Source organism: Arthrobacter sp. NicSoilB4 (assembly GCF_019977335.1).
GTDB lineage: Bacteria > Actinomycetota > Actinomycetes > Actinomycetales > Micrococcaceae > Arthrobacter.
Genome location: NZ_AP024653.1, coordinates 783,843 through 800,369, shown reverse-complemented (window position 1 = coordinate 800,369; position 16,527 = coordinate 783,843). Strand labels below are relative to the sequence as shown.

Annotated in this window: 13 protein-coding genes; 4 read left to right on the top strand and 9 right to left on the bottom strand. The window is 66.6% G+C overall.

The window, feature by feature from the left end; genetic code table 11:
- The 3 genes from LDO13_RS03740 to LDO13_RS03730 form a co-directional block, all read right to left on the bottom strand.
- Entirely contained in the window at positions 1-1,395 is a 1,395-nt protein-coding gene (locus tag LDO13_RS03740; protein ID WP_224048724.1) for an OFA family MFS transporter, read from the bottom strand.
- Positions 1,396-1,595: 200 nt separating this feature from the next.
- The gene (locus LDO13_RS03735; protein WP_224049656.1) at positions 1,596-4,046 is read right to left on the bottom strand and encodes a Tex family protein; all 2,451 of its coding nucleotides are present in this window, start codon (positions 4,044-4,046) and stop codon (positions 1,596-1,598) included.
- Between the two features lie 122 nt (positions 4,047-4,168).
- On the bottom strand, positions 4,169-4,774 hold the full coding sequence (locus LDO13_RS03730; RefSeq protein WP_224048723.1) for a heme-binding protein: 606 nt from the start codon (positions 4,772-4,774) through the stop codon (positions 4,169-4,171).
- A gap of 169 nt (positions 4,775-4,943) precedes the next feature.
- On the opposite strand from LDO13_RS03730, the gene LDO13_RS03725 reads away from it, so the two are divergent.
- Complete coding sequence (locus LDO13_RS03725; protein WP_224048722.1) at positions 4,944-8,573, top strand: bifunctional RecB family nuclease/DEAD/DEAH box helicase; 3,630 nt, start codon at positions 4,944-4,946, stop codon at positions 8,571-8,573.
- Between the two features lie 461 nt (positions 8,574-9,034).
- On the opposite strand, the gene LDO13_RS03720 is transcribed toward LDO13_RS03725, so the two are convergent.
- The 4 genes from LDO13_RS03720 to LDO13_RS03705 form a co-directional block, all read right to left on the bottom strand.
- Positions 9,035-10,105, bottom strand: coding sequence for an alkene reductase (locus LDO13_RS03720; protein WP_224048721.1), 1,071 nt, complete (start codon positions 10,103-10,105; stop codon positions 9,035-9,037).
- An 81-nt stretch (positions 10,106-10,186) separates the two neighbouring features.
- Positions 10,187-11,242, bottom strand: a complete 1,056-nt coding sequence (locus LDO13_RS03715) for a 2,3-butanediol dehydrogenase (RefSeq protein WP_224048720.1) — start codon at positions 11,240-11,242, stop codon at positions 10,187-10,189.
- Between the two features lie 137 nt (positions 11,243-11,379).
- On the bottom strand, positions 11,380-11,886 hold the full coding sequence (locus tag LDO13_RS03710; protein WP_224048719.1) for a hypothetical protein: 507 nt from the start codon (positions 11,884-11,886) through the stop codon (positions 11,380-11,382).
- Positions 11,887-12,327: 441 nt separating this feature from the next.
- Positions 12,328-12,981 carry a DUF6318 family protein gene (locus tag LDO13_RS03705; protein ID WP_224048718.1) on the bottom strand — a complete coding sequence of 218 codons (654 nt, stop codon included), beginning with the start codon at positions 12,979-12,981 and terminating at the stop codon, positions 12,328-12,330.
- Between the two features lie 179 nt (positions 12,982-13,160).
- Between LDO13_RS03705 and LDO13_RS03700 the strand changes: the two genes are divergently transcribed.
- Positions 13,161-13,595: a pyridoxamine 5'-phosphate oxidase family protein gene (locus LDO13_RS03700; RefSeq protein ID WP_224048717.1), complete on the top strand. Its 435-nt coding sequence runs from the start codon at positions 13,161-13,163 to the stop codon at positions 13,593-13,595.
- A 145-nt stretch (positions 13,596-13,740) separates the two neighbouring features.
- On the top strand, positions 13,741-14,259 hold the full coding sequence (locus tag LDO13_RS03695; RefSeq protein ID WP_224048716.1) for a very short patch repair endonuclease: 519 nt from the start codon (positions 13,741-13,743) through the stop codon (positions 14,257-14,259).
- Here LDO13_RS03695 and LDO13_RS03690 read toward each other — a convergent pair.
- Positions 14,256-14,882 (bottom strand): TetR/AcrR family transcriptional regulator, encoded by a 627-nt coding sequence (locus LDO13_RS03690; protein WP_224048715.1) that lies wholly within the window; start codon positions 14,880-14,882, stop codon positions 14,256-14,258. The two genes, LDO13_RS03695 and LDO13_RS03690, sit on opposite strands and share 4 nt — an antisense overlap.
- Before the next feature lie 148 nt (positions 14,883-15,030).
- Between LDO13_RS03690 and LDO13_RS03685 the strand changes: the two genes are divergently transcribed.
- Positions 15,031-15,297 (top strand): hypothetical protein, encoded by a 267-nt coding sequence (locus LDO13_RS03685; RefSeq protein ID WP_224048714.1) that lies wholly within the window; start codon positions 15,031-15,033, stop codon positions 15,295-15,297.
- Positions 15,298-15,319: 22 nt separating this feature from the next.
- On the opposite strand, the gene LDO13_RS03680 is transcribed toward LDO13_RS03685, so the two are convergent.
- Positions 15,320-16,522, bottom strand: coding sequence for an McrC family protein (locus LDO13_RS03680; protein ID WP_224049655.1), 1,203 nt, complete (start codon positions 16,520-16,522; stop codon positions 15,320-15,322).
- Positions 16,523-16,527 lie beyond the last annotated feature (5 nt).

Sequence of the window (16,527 nt, the reverse complement as noted above, 5' to 3'; positions counted from 1 at the left end):
TCAGGCCTCCATGGCGGGTTCTTCGGTGCGGACACGGTCGGGGCGCGGTTCGTGGAACCGGGTATCGACCGGTTTGACCAGCAGGTTGGCCACGAAGCCGATCACCAGCAGCCCCACCATGGTCAGCAGCGCGGGCTGGTAGGACGCCGCGGTCAACTGGCCGGGCTTGCCCTGGGCATCCAGGAAAGCATTGACGATCAACGGCCCGGCAATACCGGCCGCGGACCACGCGGTCAGGAGCCGGCCGTGGATCGCCCCGACCTGGAAGGTGCCGAAGAGGTCGCGCAGGTAGGCCGGGACGGTCGCGAAGCCGCCGCCGTAGAAGGAAATGATGACGAACGCGAGCGCCACGTAGAGGAACGTAGTGCCGGATCCGCCCAGGGCCAGCACTGTGTAGAGCACGGCCCCGACGCCGAGGTACATCATGTAGATGCGCTTGCGTCCGGTCACGTCCGACGTCGCGGACCAGGCGAAGCGGCCGGACATGTTGCCGATCGAGAGCAGCCCCACGAAGCCGGAGGCGACGGCGGCGCTCACCAGGGACACGCCGTCGGACTGGCGGAAGAAGTCCTGGATCATCGGTGCAGCCTGTTCCAGGATGCCGATGCCCGCTGTGACGTTGCAGAAGAGGGCGATCCAGACGAGCCAGAACTGCCTGGTCTTTACGGCGTTCCGGGCGGAGACATTGTCCGTGGTGACGAGCGTGGCGGCCTTGACCTTGCCCGGGTCGAAGCCGGCCGGCTTCCAGCCCTCTGCCGGCACCTTGATGGTGAACGCGCCGAACATCATGTAGGCGAGGTACACGACGGCGAGGGTCAGGAAGAGCTTGCCGACGGATTCGCCGCTGGCCACCCAGCCTTTGGAGCCGGAGTTGGGATCGTACATCTTCAGCAGCGCGGTGGAGACGGGGCTGGCGATCAGGGCACCGCCGCCGAAGCCCATGATGGCCATGCCGGTCGCGAGGCCCGGGCGGTCGGGGAACCACTTGATCAGAGTGGAGACCGGCGAGATATAGCCGATGCCCAGCCCGATGCCGCCGATGAAGCCGTAACCGAGGTAGACCAGCCACAGCTGGCCGCTGAAGACCCCGAGCGAGCCGATCAGGAAGCCGCTGGCCCAGAACACGGCCGAGGTGAACATCGCCTTGCGCGGGCCGTTCTTGTCCACCCACGTGCCCATGATCGCTGCCGAAAGGCCCAGCATCACGATCGCGATCGAGAAAATCACGCCGATTTCGGTCAGGCTGGCGCCGAAGTGCTTCACCAGCGCCGTTTTGTAGACACTCGTGGCGTAGGCCTGGCCGATGCACAGGTGCACGGCGAGCGCTGCTGGCGGCACCAGCCACCGGTTGAATCCCGGCGGGGCGATTGTTCGGTCTCGGTCCAGCCAGCCCATAAGTGCTCCCCTTGCTTGTCGAAGACGTCGGTGTCCCTGCGGCATAGAGGCGAAAGGCCCTCGATTGGGCCGTTGCCTCCGGCAATCATGGTGCAGATCGACAGCAAACGTACTACTTCTGCGACGAGCGGTAGGAATTCCGCGACGAACGGTCGCCCAGGATTCGGTGACCTACGTTTCCTGACCCACTTCCTGCGGAGCTACTTGCCGAGCCCAGCCCTCCGGAGTGCCTCGGCCATCGCCGTGTTGGCCGGTGCGGGCGCCGCCTTCTGCGGCTGCTTGGCGGGCGTCCGCCGCTCGGGTGCCGGCTTCCCGGTCGGCTGTTTCGACGGCGTCTGCTGTTTCGACGGCGTCTGTGGAGCCGACTGCCGCGGGCGATCCGGCCGCACTGCCGGCCCTCCGGGGGCGGCCGGCCCGCCAGCCGCACGCCCGCCGGCCGGGTGGCCGCCCCCGCGCGCCACGGCCGCCGCCGGTTCGTCGTCGAGCCTCAACGTCAGGGAAATGCGTTTCCGTTCCGGATCGGCCTCGAGCACCTTGACCCGCACCACCTGGCCGGATTTGACCACGTCCCGGGGATCGGAGACGAAGCGGTTGGCCAGCGCGGAGACATGCACCAGGCCGTCCTGGTGGACCCCGACGTCGACGAACGCGCCGAACGCCGCCACATTGGTCACAGTCCCCTCGAGCACCATCCCGGGCCTGAGGTCCGAGATCTTCTCGATCCCCTCCGAGAACGTCGCCGCCGCAAAGGCCGGACGCGGGTCACGGCCGGGCTTCTCCAGCTCGGCGATGATGTCCTGAACCGTCGGCAGGCCAAACGAGCCGTCGACAAAGTCCTGCGGGTTCAGCGCCGCGCAGCTGCCCGAGCCCGGCCCTGTTCCGGCGGCGGCTTTGATCTTCCGCGCCACCGGGTACGCCTCGGGGTGCACGCTGGAGGCGTCCAGCGGCTCCGCTCCCCCGGTGATGCGCAGGAAGCCGGCGCACTGTTCGAACGCCTTCGCGCCGAGCCGCGGCACCTTCTTCAGCTCGCTGCGCTTGCGGAAGGGACCGTGCTCGTTCCGGTAGGCCACGATGTTCTCGCTGAGCAGCGGCCCGACGCCGGCCACGCGGCTGAGCAGCGCCGGCGAGGCGGTGTTGACGTCCACGCCCACCGCGTTCACGCAGTCCTCGACCACGGCGTCGAGGCTGCGGTCCAGCTTCGCGGCGGTGACGTCGTGCTGGTACTGCCCGACGCCGATCGATTTCGGTTCGATCTTCACCAGCTCCGCGAGCGGGTCCTGCAGGCGCCGCGCGATGGACACGGCGCCGCGCAGGGACACGTCCATGCCGGGCAGCTCCGCGGCGGCCAGCGCCGAGGCGGAATACACGGACGCTCCTGCTTCGGACACCACAATTTTCTGCGGTTTGGTGCCTTTCGCCTGGTCCGAGCCGGCCGTGAGCTGCTTCAACAGTTCGGCGGCGAGTTTGTCCGTCTCCCGGGACGCCGTGCCGTTGCCGATCGCCACGAGTTCAACGCCGTGCTTCCTCGCCAGGTTCACGAGCGTCCGCAGCGCCTCGTCCCACTTCCGGGCCGGGGCGTGCGGGTAGATGGTGTCCGTGGCCACTACCTTGCCGGTGCCGTCCACCACCGCCACCTTCACGCCGGTGCGCAGTCCCGGGTCCAGGCCCAGGGTGGCGCGGTTTCCGGCGGGCGCAGCGAGGAGCACATCCCTCAGGTTGGCGGCGAAGACCCGCACGGCCTCGTCCTCGGCGGCGGCGAACATCCGGCTCCGCAGATCAGCGGTCAGCCGGGCCAGCACTCGCGAGCGCCAGGCGAGCTGCGCGGTCTGCAGCAGCCAGGCGTCGGCGGGCCGGCCGCGGTTGGCAACCCCGAGGAACCGGGCCACAGCGGCTTCGTAGCGGCCGCGCGCGGCGGTGAGGGCGGCGTCGTCGTTCGGTTCAGCCTCGGCGAGATCCAGCTCCAGCACGCCGTCCTTTTCGCCGCGCAGCAGCGCCAGGACGCGGTGCGAGGGCATGCCGGCGGGCTGCTGGGAGAACTCGAAGTAGTCCTTGAACTTCTGCCCCTCGGCGTCTTTGCCCTTTTTGACGCGGGACACCATCCTGCCCTGTGTCCAGAGCCGCTCCCGCAGCGTGGCGGCCAGGTCGGCGTCTTGGGCGACGCGTTCCACCAGGATGGAGCGGGCACCCGCGAGCGCCGTCGCGGCGTCGCCGATGGAGTGCCCGGCGTTGAGATACTTGGCCGCTTCGCGTTCCGGGTCCAGCTCCGGACGCTTCAGCAGGGCGTCGGCGAGCGGTTCCAGGCCGGCTTCGCGCGCGATCTGCGCCTTGGTCCGCCGTTTGGTCTTGAACGGCAGGTAGATGTCCTCCAGCCGCGACTTCGTGTCGGCGCCGAGGATCGCGGCCTGCAGTTCCGGCGTCAGCGCACCCTGAGCGGCGATCGCTTCGAGGACAGTCCGACGGCGGTCCTCCAGCTCACGCAGGTAGCGCAGCCGCTCCTCCAGGTCGCGGAGCTGGGTGTCATCGAGCGTCCCGGTGGCTTCCTTGCGGTACCGGGCGATGAACGGCACGGTGGATCCGGCGTCGAGCAGGTCCACCGCGGCCTTGACCTGCCAGGCCTGCACGCCAAGTTCGGCGGCGATCTGCGCGGCGATGCCGGACTCCTGCGTGTGCGGGGTCTGGGTCTTGGCGGACGGCGTCGTGGGAGACGGTGCGGAGGCTGACGGGGAGGGGCGCTGCGGGAGTTGAGTCACCCAGCCATTTTGCCTTACCCGGGTCAGGGACCGGCGGTGCCGGCAGCAGGGTGGGGCTGTTCGACGTCCTGAAGGACCTCGTTGCGGCGGAGGAACCACGGTTTGAACGGCGGATCAAAGCGCGCGAATCTGGGCGGTCCCAAGGCCGTCAGACCGGCCAGCACGAGGGCGGCTTGGAGTCCCTCGTTGCGCCGTTCAAAGGCAGCTTCCGAGCCGCTGCCCGAGAATCGAAGGGCAGCCGTCAGGGACCCCGGGACAGTCCGGATCCTAACCTCCGGATTCGTCGGGACCGGGGCGGTCTCCGCCGTCAGGCCGGCAGGGAGCACAAAGGCGACCACATAGTCAGCGGTACCGTCGCTTCCCGGCAGCGGACCGCTCTGGAGCACGGGGGCGGTCATGGCAAGCTTCTGCGAAGGACCGGTCTCCTGGAGCACCGGGGCCGTCATGGCCAGCTTCTGGCGGGCGTTGTTGCTGCCACTGATGTAGTTGAACAGGGGCCGGAAAGCATCATTCCCCGCCCGGTTAAACGTCGCGCTGACCTGTATCTCGGCCACAACGTACGCGGGATACCGGCGCAACTCGAAGTGCGCGAAGCGCTGGACCAGCTCATAGGGCTGCTGTTCGGTCATGGTCCTCAGACAATACGCCGGGCTTCCGACAAGAACCAGCCCATCCGGCCGGTGTGGCCGTCGGATTGTCAGAGGGCTTTGATAGCTTGAAGAACATACGGCGAGGCTGCGCTGACTGCACACCCCAGGCGGCAGAACCTTCCATACGGCAGTAAGCATCGGGGGCACAGTGTTTTTTCTTGAACCGGAAGTGCCGGGTTCCGCACAGGACCTGGTCTATTCCGCGAGCGACCTCGTCACGGCCGCCGGCTGTGAGTACCAGCTGCTCCGGAAACTCGACGAGAAGCTGGGCCGCTCCCCCAAAGCCGCCTTCGACGACGATGAGATGCTCAAGCATGCCGCCGTATTGGGCGACCTCCACGAGCACCGGGTCCTCGACGGGTTCGTCGCGGAGTTCGGCCACTGGGATCCGGCCGCCGGACACGGCGTGTACGACGTCGTCCCGGCCGAGGCCATGGACCGCGCGACTTTGCTGGCCAAGCACAGGGAGTCCATCGACGCCCTGAACTCCGGCGCCGACGTGGTGTTCCAGGCCGCCTTCTTCGACGGCCAGTTCCATGGCCGCTCAGATTTCCTCGTCCGCCAGGCCAACGGCAGCTACGCGGTGTTCGACACCAAGCTGGCCCGCCACGCCAAGGTGACGGCCCTGCTCCAGCTGGGCGCCTACGGCGACCAGCTGCTGAAGGCGGGGATTACGCCGGATCCGGCGGTAACGCTGGTCCTTGGAGCCACGGTTCCGCTGCCGGGCGGCGGCTTCGAATACGTCAGAAGCCACCACAAACTTTCGGAGATCCTGCCGGTGTTCCGGGAGCGGCGGGACCGCTTCCTGGCGCTGACCTCCTCGCATCTGGCGCAGCCCGGCCCCGTGCAGTGGGATGCTCCTGGCATCACCGCCTGTGGCCGCTGCGACTACTGCCAGGAGCAAGTCGTTGCCACCGATGATCTGCTGCTCGTGGCCCGGATGAACTCGGCCCAGCGCAAGAAACTCCGCGCCGACGGCATCCGCACGGTCCGGGAACTCGCGGAAGCCACCCTGGTCAATCCCAACGCCTCACTGCTGCGACTGCAGGATCAGGCCAGGATGCAGAGCGGCATCGGCGGTGCGGATGGGGAGGTGTATTTCGTCAAGGACGGTTCTGGGCACCGCATCCGCTTCGGCGTGATCCCGGAGAACTCGCTGGCCGAGCTGCCCCCGCCCAGCGAGGGCGACATCTTCTTCGATTTCGAGGGCGATCCGTTGTGGCAGGAAAGCGCCACTGGAGTCTGGGGCCTGGAGTACCTGTTCGGTGTCATCGAGGCGCCGACGGGTCCGGGTGTTCCGGGAGTGTTCAGGCCGTTCTGGGCGCACAGCCGGGAGGCGGAGAAGCAGGCCTTCCTCGATTTCCTCGAGTATGTGGAGAAACGCCGGCGGGACTACCCTGACATGCACGTCTACCACTACGCCGCCTACGAGAAGACGGCGCTCCGGAAACTTTCCGTGATGCACGTCGCCGGCGAAGACACTGTGGACCAGTGGCTGCGGGACGGGCTCCTGGTGGACCTGTACCAGACCGTCCGGAACAGCATCCGGATCTCCGAGAATTCCTACAGCATCAAGAAACTCGAGCCGCTCTACATGGGGACGAATCTGCGTTCCGGGGACGTGAAGGACGCCGGCGCCTCGGTGGTTGCCTACGCCCATTACTGCGACGCGCGCGACGACGGCCGGGCCGAGGAAGCCGCCACCATCCTCGCCGGGATCTCCGACTACAACGAATACGACTGCCTCTCCACCTTGGAACTCCGGAACTGGCTCCTGGGCCTGGCCCGGGAGCGCGGCATCAAGCCGCTCGGCGGGATCGGACTCGGCGGCGGCGCCTCCCCCGCCACGACGGCGGCCGGTGCGGACACCGGCGCAGTCACCGGACTGGCTGACGCCGACCTGGATCCGCTGGAAGTGGCGCTGGCAGAACTGGCGGCTCCCGTCGTCGGGCTGACCGAGAATGACCGGAAGGCGGTATCCATGCTGGCCGCGGCGGTCAGCTATCACCGCCGGGAGCGCAAGGCGTTCTGGTGGGCGCACTTCGACCGCTGCGAGAACGGCCCGGACACGCATCACCAGCAGGACCGCAACGTTTTCCTTGTTGAGGACGCGGAGGTGCTCGAGGACTGGTGGAAGGACGGCGCAAAGCTTCCGGAGCGGAGGGTGAAGCTGATCGGCACGGTCAGTCCGGGCTCGGACCTCCGTGAGGGCAGCACATGGTTCCGCATGTACGAACCGCCGCTTCCGGCCGGGCTCGAGGGGACGGGCATCAACGGGACCGGGCGTAACGGCTGGTTCGGCACGGAGGTTCTGGAGCTGGGCCACGAGGATGGCAGGGACACCGTCATCATCCGGGACAAGCTGCGCAAGACCATCGAACCGTACGCCCAGGTCCCCGTCGCGCTGACCGAAGACCAGCCCATCCAGACCAAGGGCCTCGAGGACGCCTTGGCGGACCTTGCCACGGGAGTCACCGCGGCGTTGCGGGCCGGATCCGCCTTCCCGCATCATCCCGCCCTGGATCTGGTCCGCCGGGTTCCGCCTCGGCTGGCGTCCGGGGCTCCGCTGCCTGCGCCCGGCGAAGGCCCGGACCGGTTCATCGATGCGATCACGGCGGCCGTCGAGGCCCTGGATCATTCCTACGTAGCGGTCCAGGGTCCTCCCGGGACCGGCAAGACCCATGTGGCGTCGCACGTCATCGCCCGGCTGGTGGCCCGCGGGTGGAAGGTCGGCGTCGTCGGCCAGTCCCATGCCGTGGTGGAGAACCTGCTGAAGACCGCTGTGGGCAAGGCGGGCGTCGATCCGTCCGTGGTCGCCAAGGAAGTGAAGCACTCGGAGCCCCTCCCTTGGGACCAGCGCTCCGCCAAGGATGTCGCACGGCTGCTCAGCTCACCAGGCGGGGCGCTCGTCGGCGGTACGGCGTGGACCATGACGGGCGCCACCGTTCCGGCCGGGTCTCTGGACCTGCTAGTGATCGACGAGGCCGGACAGTTCTCGCTGGCCAACACCCTGGCCGTGGCCCGGGCCAGCAGCCGGCTGCTGTTGCTCGGCGATCCCCAGCAGCTGCCGCAGGTCAGCCAGGGCGCCCACCCAGAACCCGTGGACGAGTCAGCCCTGGGCTGGGTTTCCGCCGGTCATGCCACCCTGCCGCCGGAACTTGGCTATTTCCTGGCCGACTCGTGGCGGATGACGTCGGAGTTGTGCCGGGCCGTCTCCGAACTCTCCTATGAGGGCAAGCTGCACTCGGCTCCGGCCGCTGACCTACGGCGGCTCGAGGGGGTTCCGGCCGGGATCGAAACCGTCCTGGTAGAACACGGCGGCAACATCACGTCGTCCGCCGAGGAGGCTGCCGAGGTCATCCGTCAGGTGCGGCGGCATCTGGGGCTGAGCTGGCATTCGGAGCAGGGTACGCGGCCGCTGGGCGTGGCGGACATCCTGGTGGTGGCGGCCTACAACGCCCAGGTCAACGTCATCCGCGACGCCTTGGATGCCGCGGGGCTCCCCGGCGTGCGGGTGGGAACGGTGGACAAGTTCCAGGGCCAGGAGGCCGCCGTCGTGATCGTGTCCATGGCGTGCTCGGCGGTGGCCGAGGCGCCGCGCGGCATGGAGTTCCTGCTCTCGCGCAACCGGATCAACGTGGCGGTCTCCCGCGGCCAGTGGCGTGCCGTCGTGGTCCGCGCACCCGAGCTGACCAACTACCTCCCCACGCACCCGGAGGGCCTGGAGCAGTTGGGCGGGTTCATCGGGCTCTGCCAGCGGTCAGTCGTCGCGAGCTAAGCGGGACATGCCCATTCTTGGCACCCGCCAAGGGACATGCCCATTCTTCGCGCCCGCACCCACGGGACATGCCCATTCTTAAGCACGAGCAGTGGGCAGAATGGCATTCTGCCCACTGTTCGTGGCTCCCGCGGAACATGTCCAGTGGTGTGACCGGCTCCCGCGGGACATGTCCAGTGGTGCGGGTAGCTCCCGCGGGACATGCTCATTCCTTGCATCTGCGCCCACGGATCATGCGCATTCTTCGTGCAGCCACCCCAAGTCCTGAGCCAGCCGCGACGTCCACCCGAGGGACATGCTCATTCTTGGCACCTGCGCCCACCGGACATGTCCATTCTTAGACACGAGCAGTGGACAGAATGGCGTTCTGCCCACTGTTCGTGGCTACCGCGTGACATGTCCAGTGGTGTGACCGGCTCCCGCTGGACATGTCCCGTGGTGCGCGTGGCGCCGGGCGCTGATTAGTTCTGGTACGCCGGGTAGTCCGTGTAGCCCTTGGCGTCGTCGGTGTAGTACGTGGCCGGGTCCGGCTCGTTGGTCGGGAGTCCTTCGCGCCAGCGGCGGACCAGGTCCGGGTTGGCGATGGCAGGCCGTCCCACGACGACTGCGTCAGCGTGCCCATCCGCAACCAGGGCAACAGCTTCCTCGCGGGTCGTGAGAACACCGAAACCGGAGTTCAGCAGGAAGGTTCCGCCGAAGCGTGTGCGCAGGTCCTGCACGAGCTCGCTCGTCGGGTCCTTGTGCAGCACGCTCAGGTACGCCAGCCGCAGGGACGCCAGGGCATCCACAAGGACCTTGTAGGTCTCGTTGACATCCGCGGCGTCGGGCTCCACAGCGCCCTGGACGTTGTGTTCCGGCGAGATCCTGATGCCGACCCGGTCCGCGCCGACGGCGTCTGCCACGGCCCGTGCTACCTCAATGACGAAGCGTGCCCGGTTCGCGGGCGAGCCGCCGTAGACGTCGTCGCGCTGGTTGGAGGACGGAGCCAGGAATTCGTGCAGCAAATAGCCGTTGGCGGAGTGCAGCTCGACGCCGTCGAACCCTGCGCCGATCGCGTTGAGGGACGCCGTGACGAACTCCTGGACGATGCCCGGAAGCTCAGTAGTGGACAGGGCGCGGGGCACGGGGAAGGGCTTCTTGCCCTCGTATGTGCGGGTCTGGCCGTCGATCGCGATGGCGCTGGGCGCGACCACTTCGTGGCCGCCGTTGGTGTCTTCATGCGTGACGCGTCCGGCGTGCATGACCTGGGCGAAGATGCGGCCGCCCTCGGCGTGCACGGCGGACGTGACGTTGGCCCAGCCCTTGAGCTGTTCCTCGGTCACCAGGCCGGGCTGGCCCGGGAATCCTTGGCCGGCCCGGCTGGGATAGGTTCCCTCGCTGACGATCAGTCCAAGCGACGCGCGCTGCCGGTAATGCTCGACCACGAGAGGCCCGGGGATGCCTTCCTTGCCGGAGCGGACGCGGGTCAGCGGCGCCATCACGAGTCGGTTGGGCAGTTCCAGCTCGCCGAGGGTCATGGGAGAAAACAGCATGCAGTTCCTTTCACAAGACATTGAGGTCTGTATGCGCCAACTGCAAGGCGCCTGCAACTATTCCATGTGCGACTCGGATCACTACGGGTGGACGATGATCTTCACCGCTGTGTCGTTGTGGTTGATCAGGGTGTCGAAGCCCTTGTCCACGAGGTCATCCAAGGCGATTCGTCCCGTTATGAAGGGTTTCAGGTCGACTTTCCCGTCCTGGACGAGCTTGATGGCGGCCGCGTGGTCGCCGCAGTAGGCGATGGTGCCGCGCAGGTCGATTTCCTTCAGGACCACCTTTTGCATGTCCACAGTGGCCGGATGTCCCCAGATGGACACGTTGACCACGACACCGGCCGGCCGGACGACGTCGAGCATGGTGTCCAGCACGGCGTTCACGCCGGCACATTCAAAGGCTGCATCAGCCCCTGCCCCCTCAGTCAGTTCCAGCACACGCGCCTTGACGTCATCCGAGCTGGGGTCCAGAACATGGTCAGCGACCCCCGAGGAGACCGCCTTGTCCTTCCGCGCGGCCGACAGCTCGGTGACGATCGTGGTGACGCCCAGGCCCTTGAGGACCGCTGCGGTCAGCAGCCCGATGGGGCCGGCACCACCGACGACGGCGGCGTCCCCGGCTTTGACGCCGCTGCGCCCGACGGCGTGATAGGCCACCGCGAGGGGCTCGATGAGGGCGGCTTCGTCGAGCGGGATGTCGCCGACGGGGTGAACCCAGCGGGTGTCGACGACGATCGTCTCGCTCAGGCCCCCGCCGCCGCCCGCCAGGCCGATGAAGCCCAGCTTGGTGCACAGGTTGTAGTGACCGCTGAGGCACGGGCCGCATTCGTTGCAGACGATATACGGCTCAACCACGACACTGTCCCCGACGGCGAGCCCGGTCACGCCCTCGCCCAGTTCCTCGACCGTGCCGGAAAATTCATGTCCCAGGGTCACCGGGGCGGCTTCGTGGGAAAGAACGTGGGGGCTTCCGGGCGGGGGTGTGAAGATGGGGCCTTCGAGGAATTCGTGGAGGTCCGTGCCGCAAATCCCGCACCAGGCGACGGCGATTTTCACCGCCCCCGGGCGCAGCTCCGGCACCGGAATATCTTCGATCCGGAGGTCCTCACGGGCATGGAATCGTGCTGCTTTCATGGTGTTCTGCCTTCGCACTCCGGGCCGTGGATGCGCCCGAACAGGCTCATCCACGGCATGTCGTTGGATTGTCAGAGAAAGTGGCCGTCACCCCCAGTGTGGTTCCCGGAGGGTGGGATTGTCACGGACCGCCCGGGTCAGGGGGCCGGAGGTGCGACGCCGGGGCAGCCTTGGCCTTGCGGGTTGCGGAGGCAGTCGTCAGCGTAGTTCCGGGTGATGGAACGCCAGACGCTCACAGTTTGCGGGGGTGCATTGAATTGCCCCTGGCCCGGGATGGGCAAGGGCAACGGCGGGCCGCCGTTGACAGAGTAGGTCCCCTGGAAGTGGGTGGTCAGCACCACGGGGAAATCACCAGTCTGGGTGTAGACGTGGCTGGTGGCGGTCTTTTCGCCCCAGCGGTCCTGCGGCAGGGGTCCGCCGGCGGCAGTCTGGGGTCCCAGCGAGGTGTCGTCACCGTAACTCCAGGTGTATTGGACGGGCTTGGCGACGACGTGGACTTTCTGGGCCAGAATGGTGACGTCGAATTTCTGCTCCACGGCTTCAGCGAAGAAGTTAGTTTCGGCGCCCCTGAGTGTGTGCGGGCTCGGCTGGGCTGTGACCGATCCTGCCGCGATCGGTAGCCGCTGGAACTCCGTTTGGATCACGGCGGCGATCCTGGGGAGCAAGTCCTCAGGCCTCGGGTCGAAGAGACACGTGGGTCCCGAGTGAAAAGTCCAGGTTGGATTCGGCACTCCCGCCGGCGCTTTCAGCCAGACGACCGGGATTCCTTCTTTTCCGTCGGGGCCATTCTTGCAATCCACGAGGACAGCAAGGCAGTCCGTGTCGAAGTCGCCGCCGCCCAAGTGGCACTGAAGTTCGTACTTGTATTGGTTTGGGTCGGCACGTACTGTCCCCGGCCCAGCCCAGACGAATCGACCAGTGCCCGCGTCGATCGCCCAGCCACCGACATCGACAGTGTCCTCACCCCAGTCGCCGGTTATAGGCGGCGAGTCAGTGGCACCAAACGCTGGCACGGGTAGTCCTACCAGGCCTGCGACTAGTGCCGCCGGCCAGACCAGTCGGAACCACCACGACGCTTTCATTGGCTAGCCGACTATTGGCTGAATGTTATTTACGTACCAGGCGCCATCGCGGAAAACCGCGAGCATGAGATTGCCCGTATCCTCGGGCTTTGGTGCGGCTTGATGCAGTGTCCCGTCCGCGTTGTAGTAGGAAATCGACGCTTGTGACCCTTGGACAGCGACCTGATAGTTCCCATCGGGTGCCACGATAAACGTCGTGCTGACAGAAGGCGTATCCACCTTGCCGCCAACAAGCCATCTCCCTTCGTCGTTCCAACCTGTCATGACCGCCTTTGCCCGCTCGCAGGCTCGACAAGTCGGACTCGTGATATCCACAATCCGCGATACGTCCCCCGTCTCGTACCCGTAACTAAGCAGCTGAAACCAGTACCGCGCGAACGCTTCGAGTCCCTCCTTCGTCTCCGCCTTCGCGGCTTCGGGCAGCACCGGAATTGGGACGTTCTGCGCCCTGCCGGAGGCGTCCGCCGGCTTGTAGCTGGCCGTCGGCGTCGGGGTGGCAGTGGGGGTGGGCGAAGCGGCCGGGCTCGAAGTCGCAGGGGCGGCCGATGCACTTGGAGTGGTTCCTCCGCCGGTGCAGGCTGTGACAGGCAACAGGGTCATCGCAACCAGGAGGGCGTACATGCGTCTGCGGCGGCCGAAAAAAGTGCGAGATGTCATGGTCAGCTATTCCCCCCGATAGAAATCAAGACGCCTGCAGCCAAACAATGCCTTAAGGGTAACCGACATCACATTTCGGGCATCAAGGTTATCCACAGGCGTTCGCCTGACCCCGCCTCACACCGATTTCCCGGCGCAGGACTCTGGCGCTTTTCTACATGGCCCAGAACAATGAACCCATGATGTTCGAACATGCAGATGACGACCCCATCCTCGTACTCGATGACGATCAGTGCTGGAAGCTCATTGAGGCCACCAAACACGGCCGGCTCGTGGTCATCGTGGGCGGCGAACCCGATATTTTCCCGGTGAACTACGCCGCGAGCGGCCGGAAGCTCTACCTCCGGACGGCTCCCGGCAACAAACTCGCCGAACTGACCATCAATGCCAAGGTGCTGTTCGAAACTGACGGCATTCTCGCCGACGAGGCCTGGTCGGTGGTCCTTCGCGGCACAGCCCGGGTGCTTGACCAGTCTGCAGACATCGCGGACGCAGAGGCCCTGGGGCTCAAGCCGTGGGTGCCCACCTTGAAGGACTTCTATGTCGAGATCGAGCCCACGACGGTCAGCGGGCGCCACTTCCAGTTCGGCGAGCATCCGGAGCGGGAGATCTAGCAGCCGTACGACGGCGGCAACGCCGCCTGCCCGACCTGGCCACCGCCGTCGGGCGCTCCACGGCCCTTTCCCACACGGCGCCTTCCCACACGGTCCGACAGGCCCTGCCGGCATACGAACCAGCCCCGCCGCCTAGACTTAATTCATGGCGGACAAGCTGACACCCGAGCGGCGCAGCTGGAACATGTCCCGCATCCGCGGGAAGAACACCAAGCCTGAACTGTTGGTCCGGAAGCTGCTGCACGCCAAGGGCTACCGCTACCGGCTGCACGGTACAGCCCGGGGCGGACGCCTGCCTGGCAACCCGGACCTGGTCTTCGCCGGCCGCCACAAAGTCATCTTCGTCAACGGCTGCTTCTGGCACTTCCATGACTGCCGGGTGGGGCAGCACGCACCCAAGGCGAACGCTGAGTTTTGGGAGACCAAACGCACCAGAACGCGGAACCGCGATGCACTGCAGCGTGCACAGCTGGCGGGCATGGGTTGGGAAGTCCTCACCGTCTGGGAGTGCGGGCTCAAGGATCTTTCCGCGCTGGAAAGGCAACTGGACGAGTTCCTGCTGGCCAGCAGCCCGCACACCACCGCAGCAGAACCACGTGCCGCAGCACGTCCTGTCACAGCACCGCTCGCCGCAGAAGCACCCGCTGCCGGCCTCGAAGACTAGACCCGGTGGTGGTCGATCAGCCAACCGGCCATTTGACGGGCGCGGCCGGCAGCGGCAAGGTCCCCCTCGGCGGCTGAAACGATCGAGCCCTTCATCAGGATGTGGCAGGACCGGGAAAATTCCTCCGGATCCCTGAGCCGCGCTTGCTCCGCAAGGTGCTGCACGTGTCCACGGATCTTCGCGAGGTAGTCGATGCTGGCCTTGCCCAGCGGGTGCCGGGGTCCCATCTCAAGCAGCACGTTGACGAACGAACACGCCTCGAAGTCCTCGCGCGCAAACCAGTCGGCGAATACATCGAAGATCGCCAGCAGTTGCTCCTCGGGTTTGGTTCCCCTCCGCAGCGCTTCGGAGACAATCTTGTCCAGGGTCCATTGCTGGTCCCTTCGCGCCAGGAAGGCGAGCACCAGCTCATCCTTGGAAGCGAAATGCCGGTAGAAGCTGGCCTTCGCCACGCCCGAGCGGCTGATCAGTTCGTTAACGCCAACGCTGCGGACGCCGCGGGTGGAGAAGAGTTCGTAGGCGGCCGCGAGAATACGGTCCCGGACCCCGGGCACAGCAGATCCGCCGTCGGCCGCACCACGCGGCCGCGGTCCTGAAACTCCGGAACTAGCTGAGAGCGACATAAGAATCTCTTTGCGTCCATACGAGACAGACTGTTCTGCCTCGGGTAATATCCGAATCTGGGGACAAGGACTCTATCGGGTCCGCACTTACTCGTACTTCTACTCAACGGGAGAGCGCCAGATGCCGCACTTGCTGAGGTCCACCAAAATGCCGAGGACTATCGCTCGACCCTCGAAATCATCCCCTGATTTTCGGCCGCAGGAGTACCGGCGGTCCCCCGCGGTCGATCCAGATCTCGAACCCCTGCGTCGACAGGTATCCACGATCATTGATGCGATTCTCTCCGACACCAAGCCCGAAGAGGCGCACGTGCGCGAGAAACTTCGCTGGCATGTCGCCAACAACCCCGGCCAGCCGGAAAAGGCGCTTTTGAACCACCTTCTGTCTGTTTCCGTGGAGCAGGAAGCCGGCTAGCCGCGACCCGCCAGGGAGTAAGTCAGCGGCTGATGGTCGCCTGACGCACCACTTCGCCCCAGGACTGCTGTGCCAGGTCCGCGACGGATGCCAGGATTTCCGACGGCGGCCTCGACAGGTCCAGCGGGAACTCCACAACATCGATGTCAGTGTTGAGGATCCGGCGCAGCTTGATCTCTCCGGCGCCCGGATACACCAGCCAGGCTGTCGGCACGCGCAGGGACGTGCAGTACGCCAGCATCCGGTAGTGGTCCCCCGAGAGTGACGCCCCGGCGTCGGCCGCGGCCTGGTACTTCGCGTCGTAGACCATCACCGGCCGTCCTCCCAGCAGGTGGACCGCCCCGGGCTGCACGACGATCCGGTCCGAATCGCGGACGGCCTCGTTGAGCAGGGCGTTGTACCGCAGCCGCATCTCCCCCGGGTACGCCGCCATGGCCTCGCGCAGCGCTGTGCCGACGAAGTCCTCGAACACGACGGACATGTCCACCACGAACGACGCCGACTGTTGCGTGCCGTCGCCGGCCTCCGCCGAGGCATGGCGCAGGATCACCTCGGCGAGCCGCAGTGCAGCCTGGTACCGGGTGTTCATCCGGCTGGCCCGCCACGCCGGCAAGGGAGCGCCGGACTGCAGCCGGGTCACGGCGGCGAGCTTGCCCTTGAGCTGGCGGAGCCGGCTCAGCACCTCGGGCCGCACCCCCGGGACCTGGGACATCCGTTCCAGCGCCGCCCGCAGGATGCGGTTCTCCGCGATGTCCTCGGTGAACTCGTCGTAAGACACCTCGAGCGGCACGAGCATCCCGGGCCGGCGCGAAATCTGGTCCGAAATGCGGATCCGGCCCTTGACCGTCCGCAACGATTCGTCGACGTTCAGGTAGCCCTGCAACACGCCGCGGCTGAGCGCACGGTCCGAGAGCTGTGCCAGCGACTCCGCCAGCGCACTCCACAGATCCGCCTCCTCGACCGCGGCGACGGAATCCTCCCGGAAGCCCTGGTCGCCGGCGTAGCCGAGCAGGAACAGGAGCCGGTCAAGGCCGAGCCGTTCTTTGGGCCGTACTTCGAGCTGCACCGTCGGCGTCCGCACCGAACCGACTTTCCCCACGGGCTCGATCCGGTACAGGCCCATGCCCATCGGCGAGGCCTTGGCCAGTCCGCTGCCGTTGAGGTAGGCCGCGCTGTCCGGGTCCAGCCGGTCGACGACGCCGCCGGAGAGCTCGTCGAGGACGATCCGGC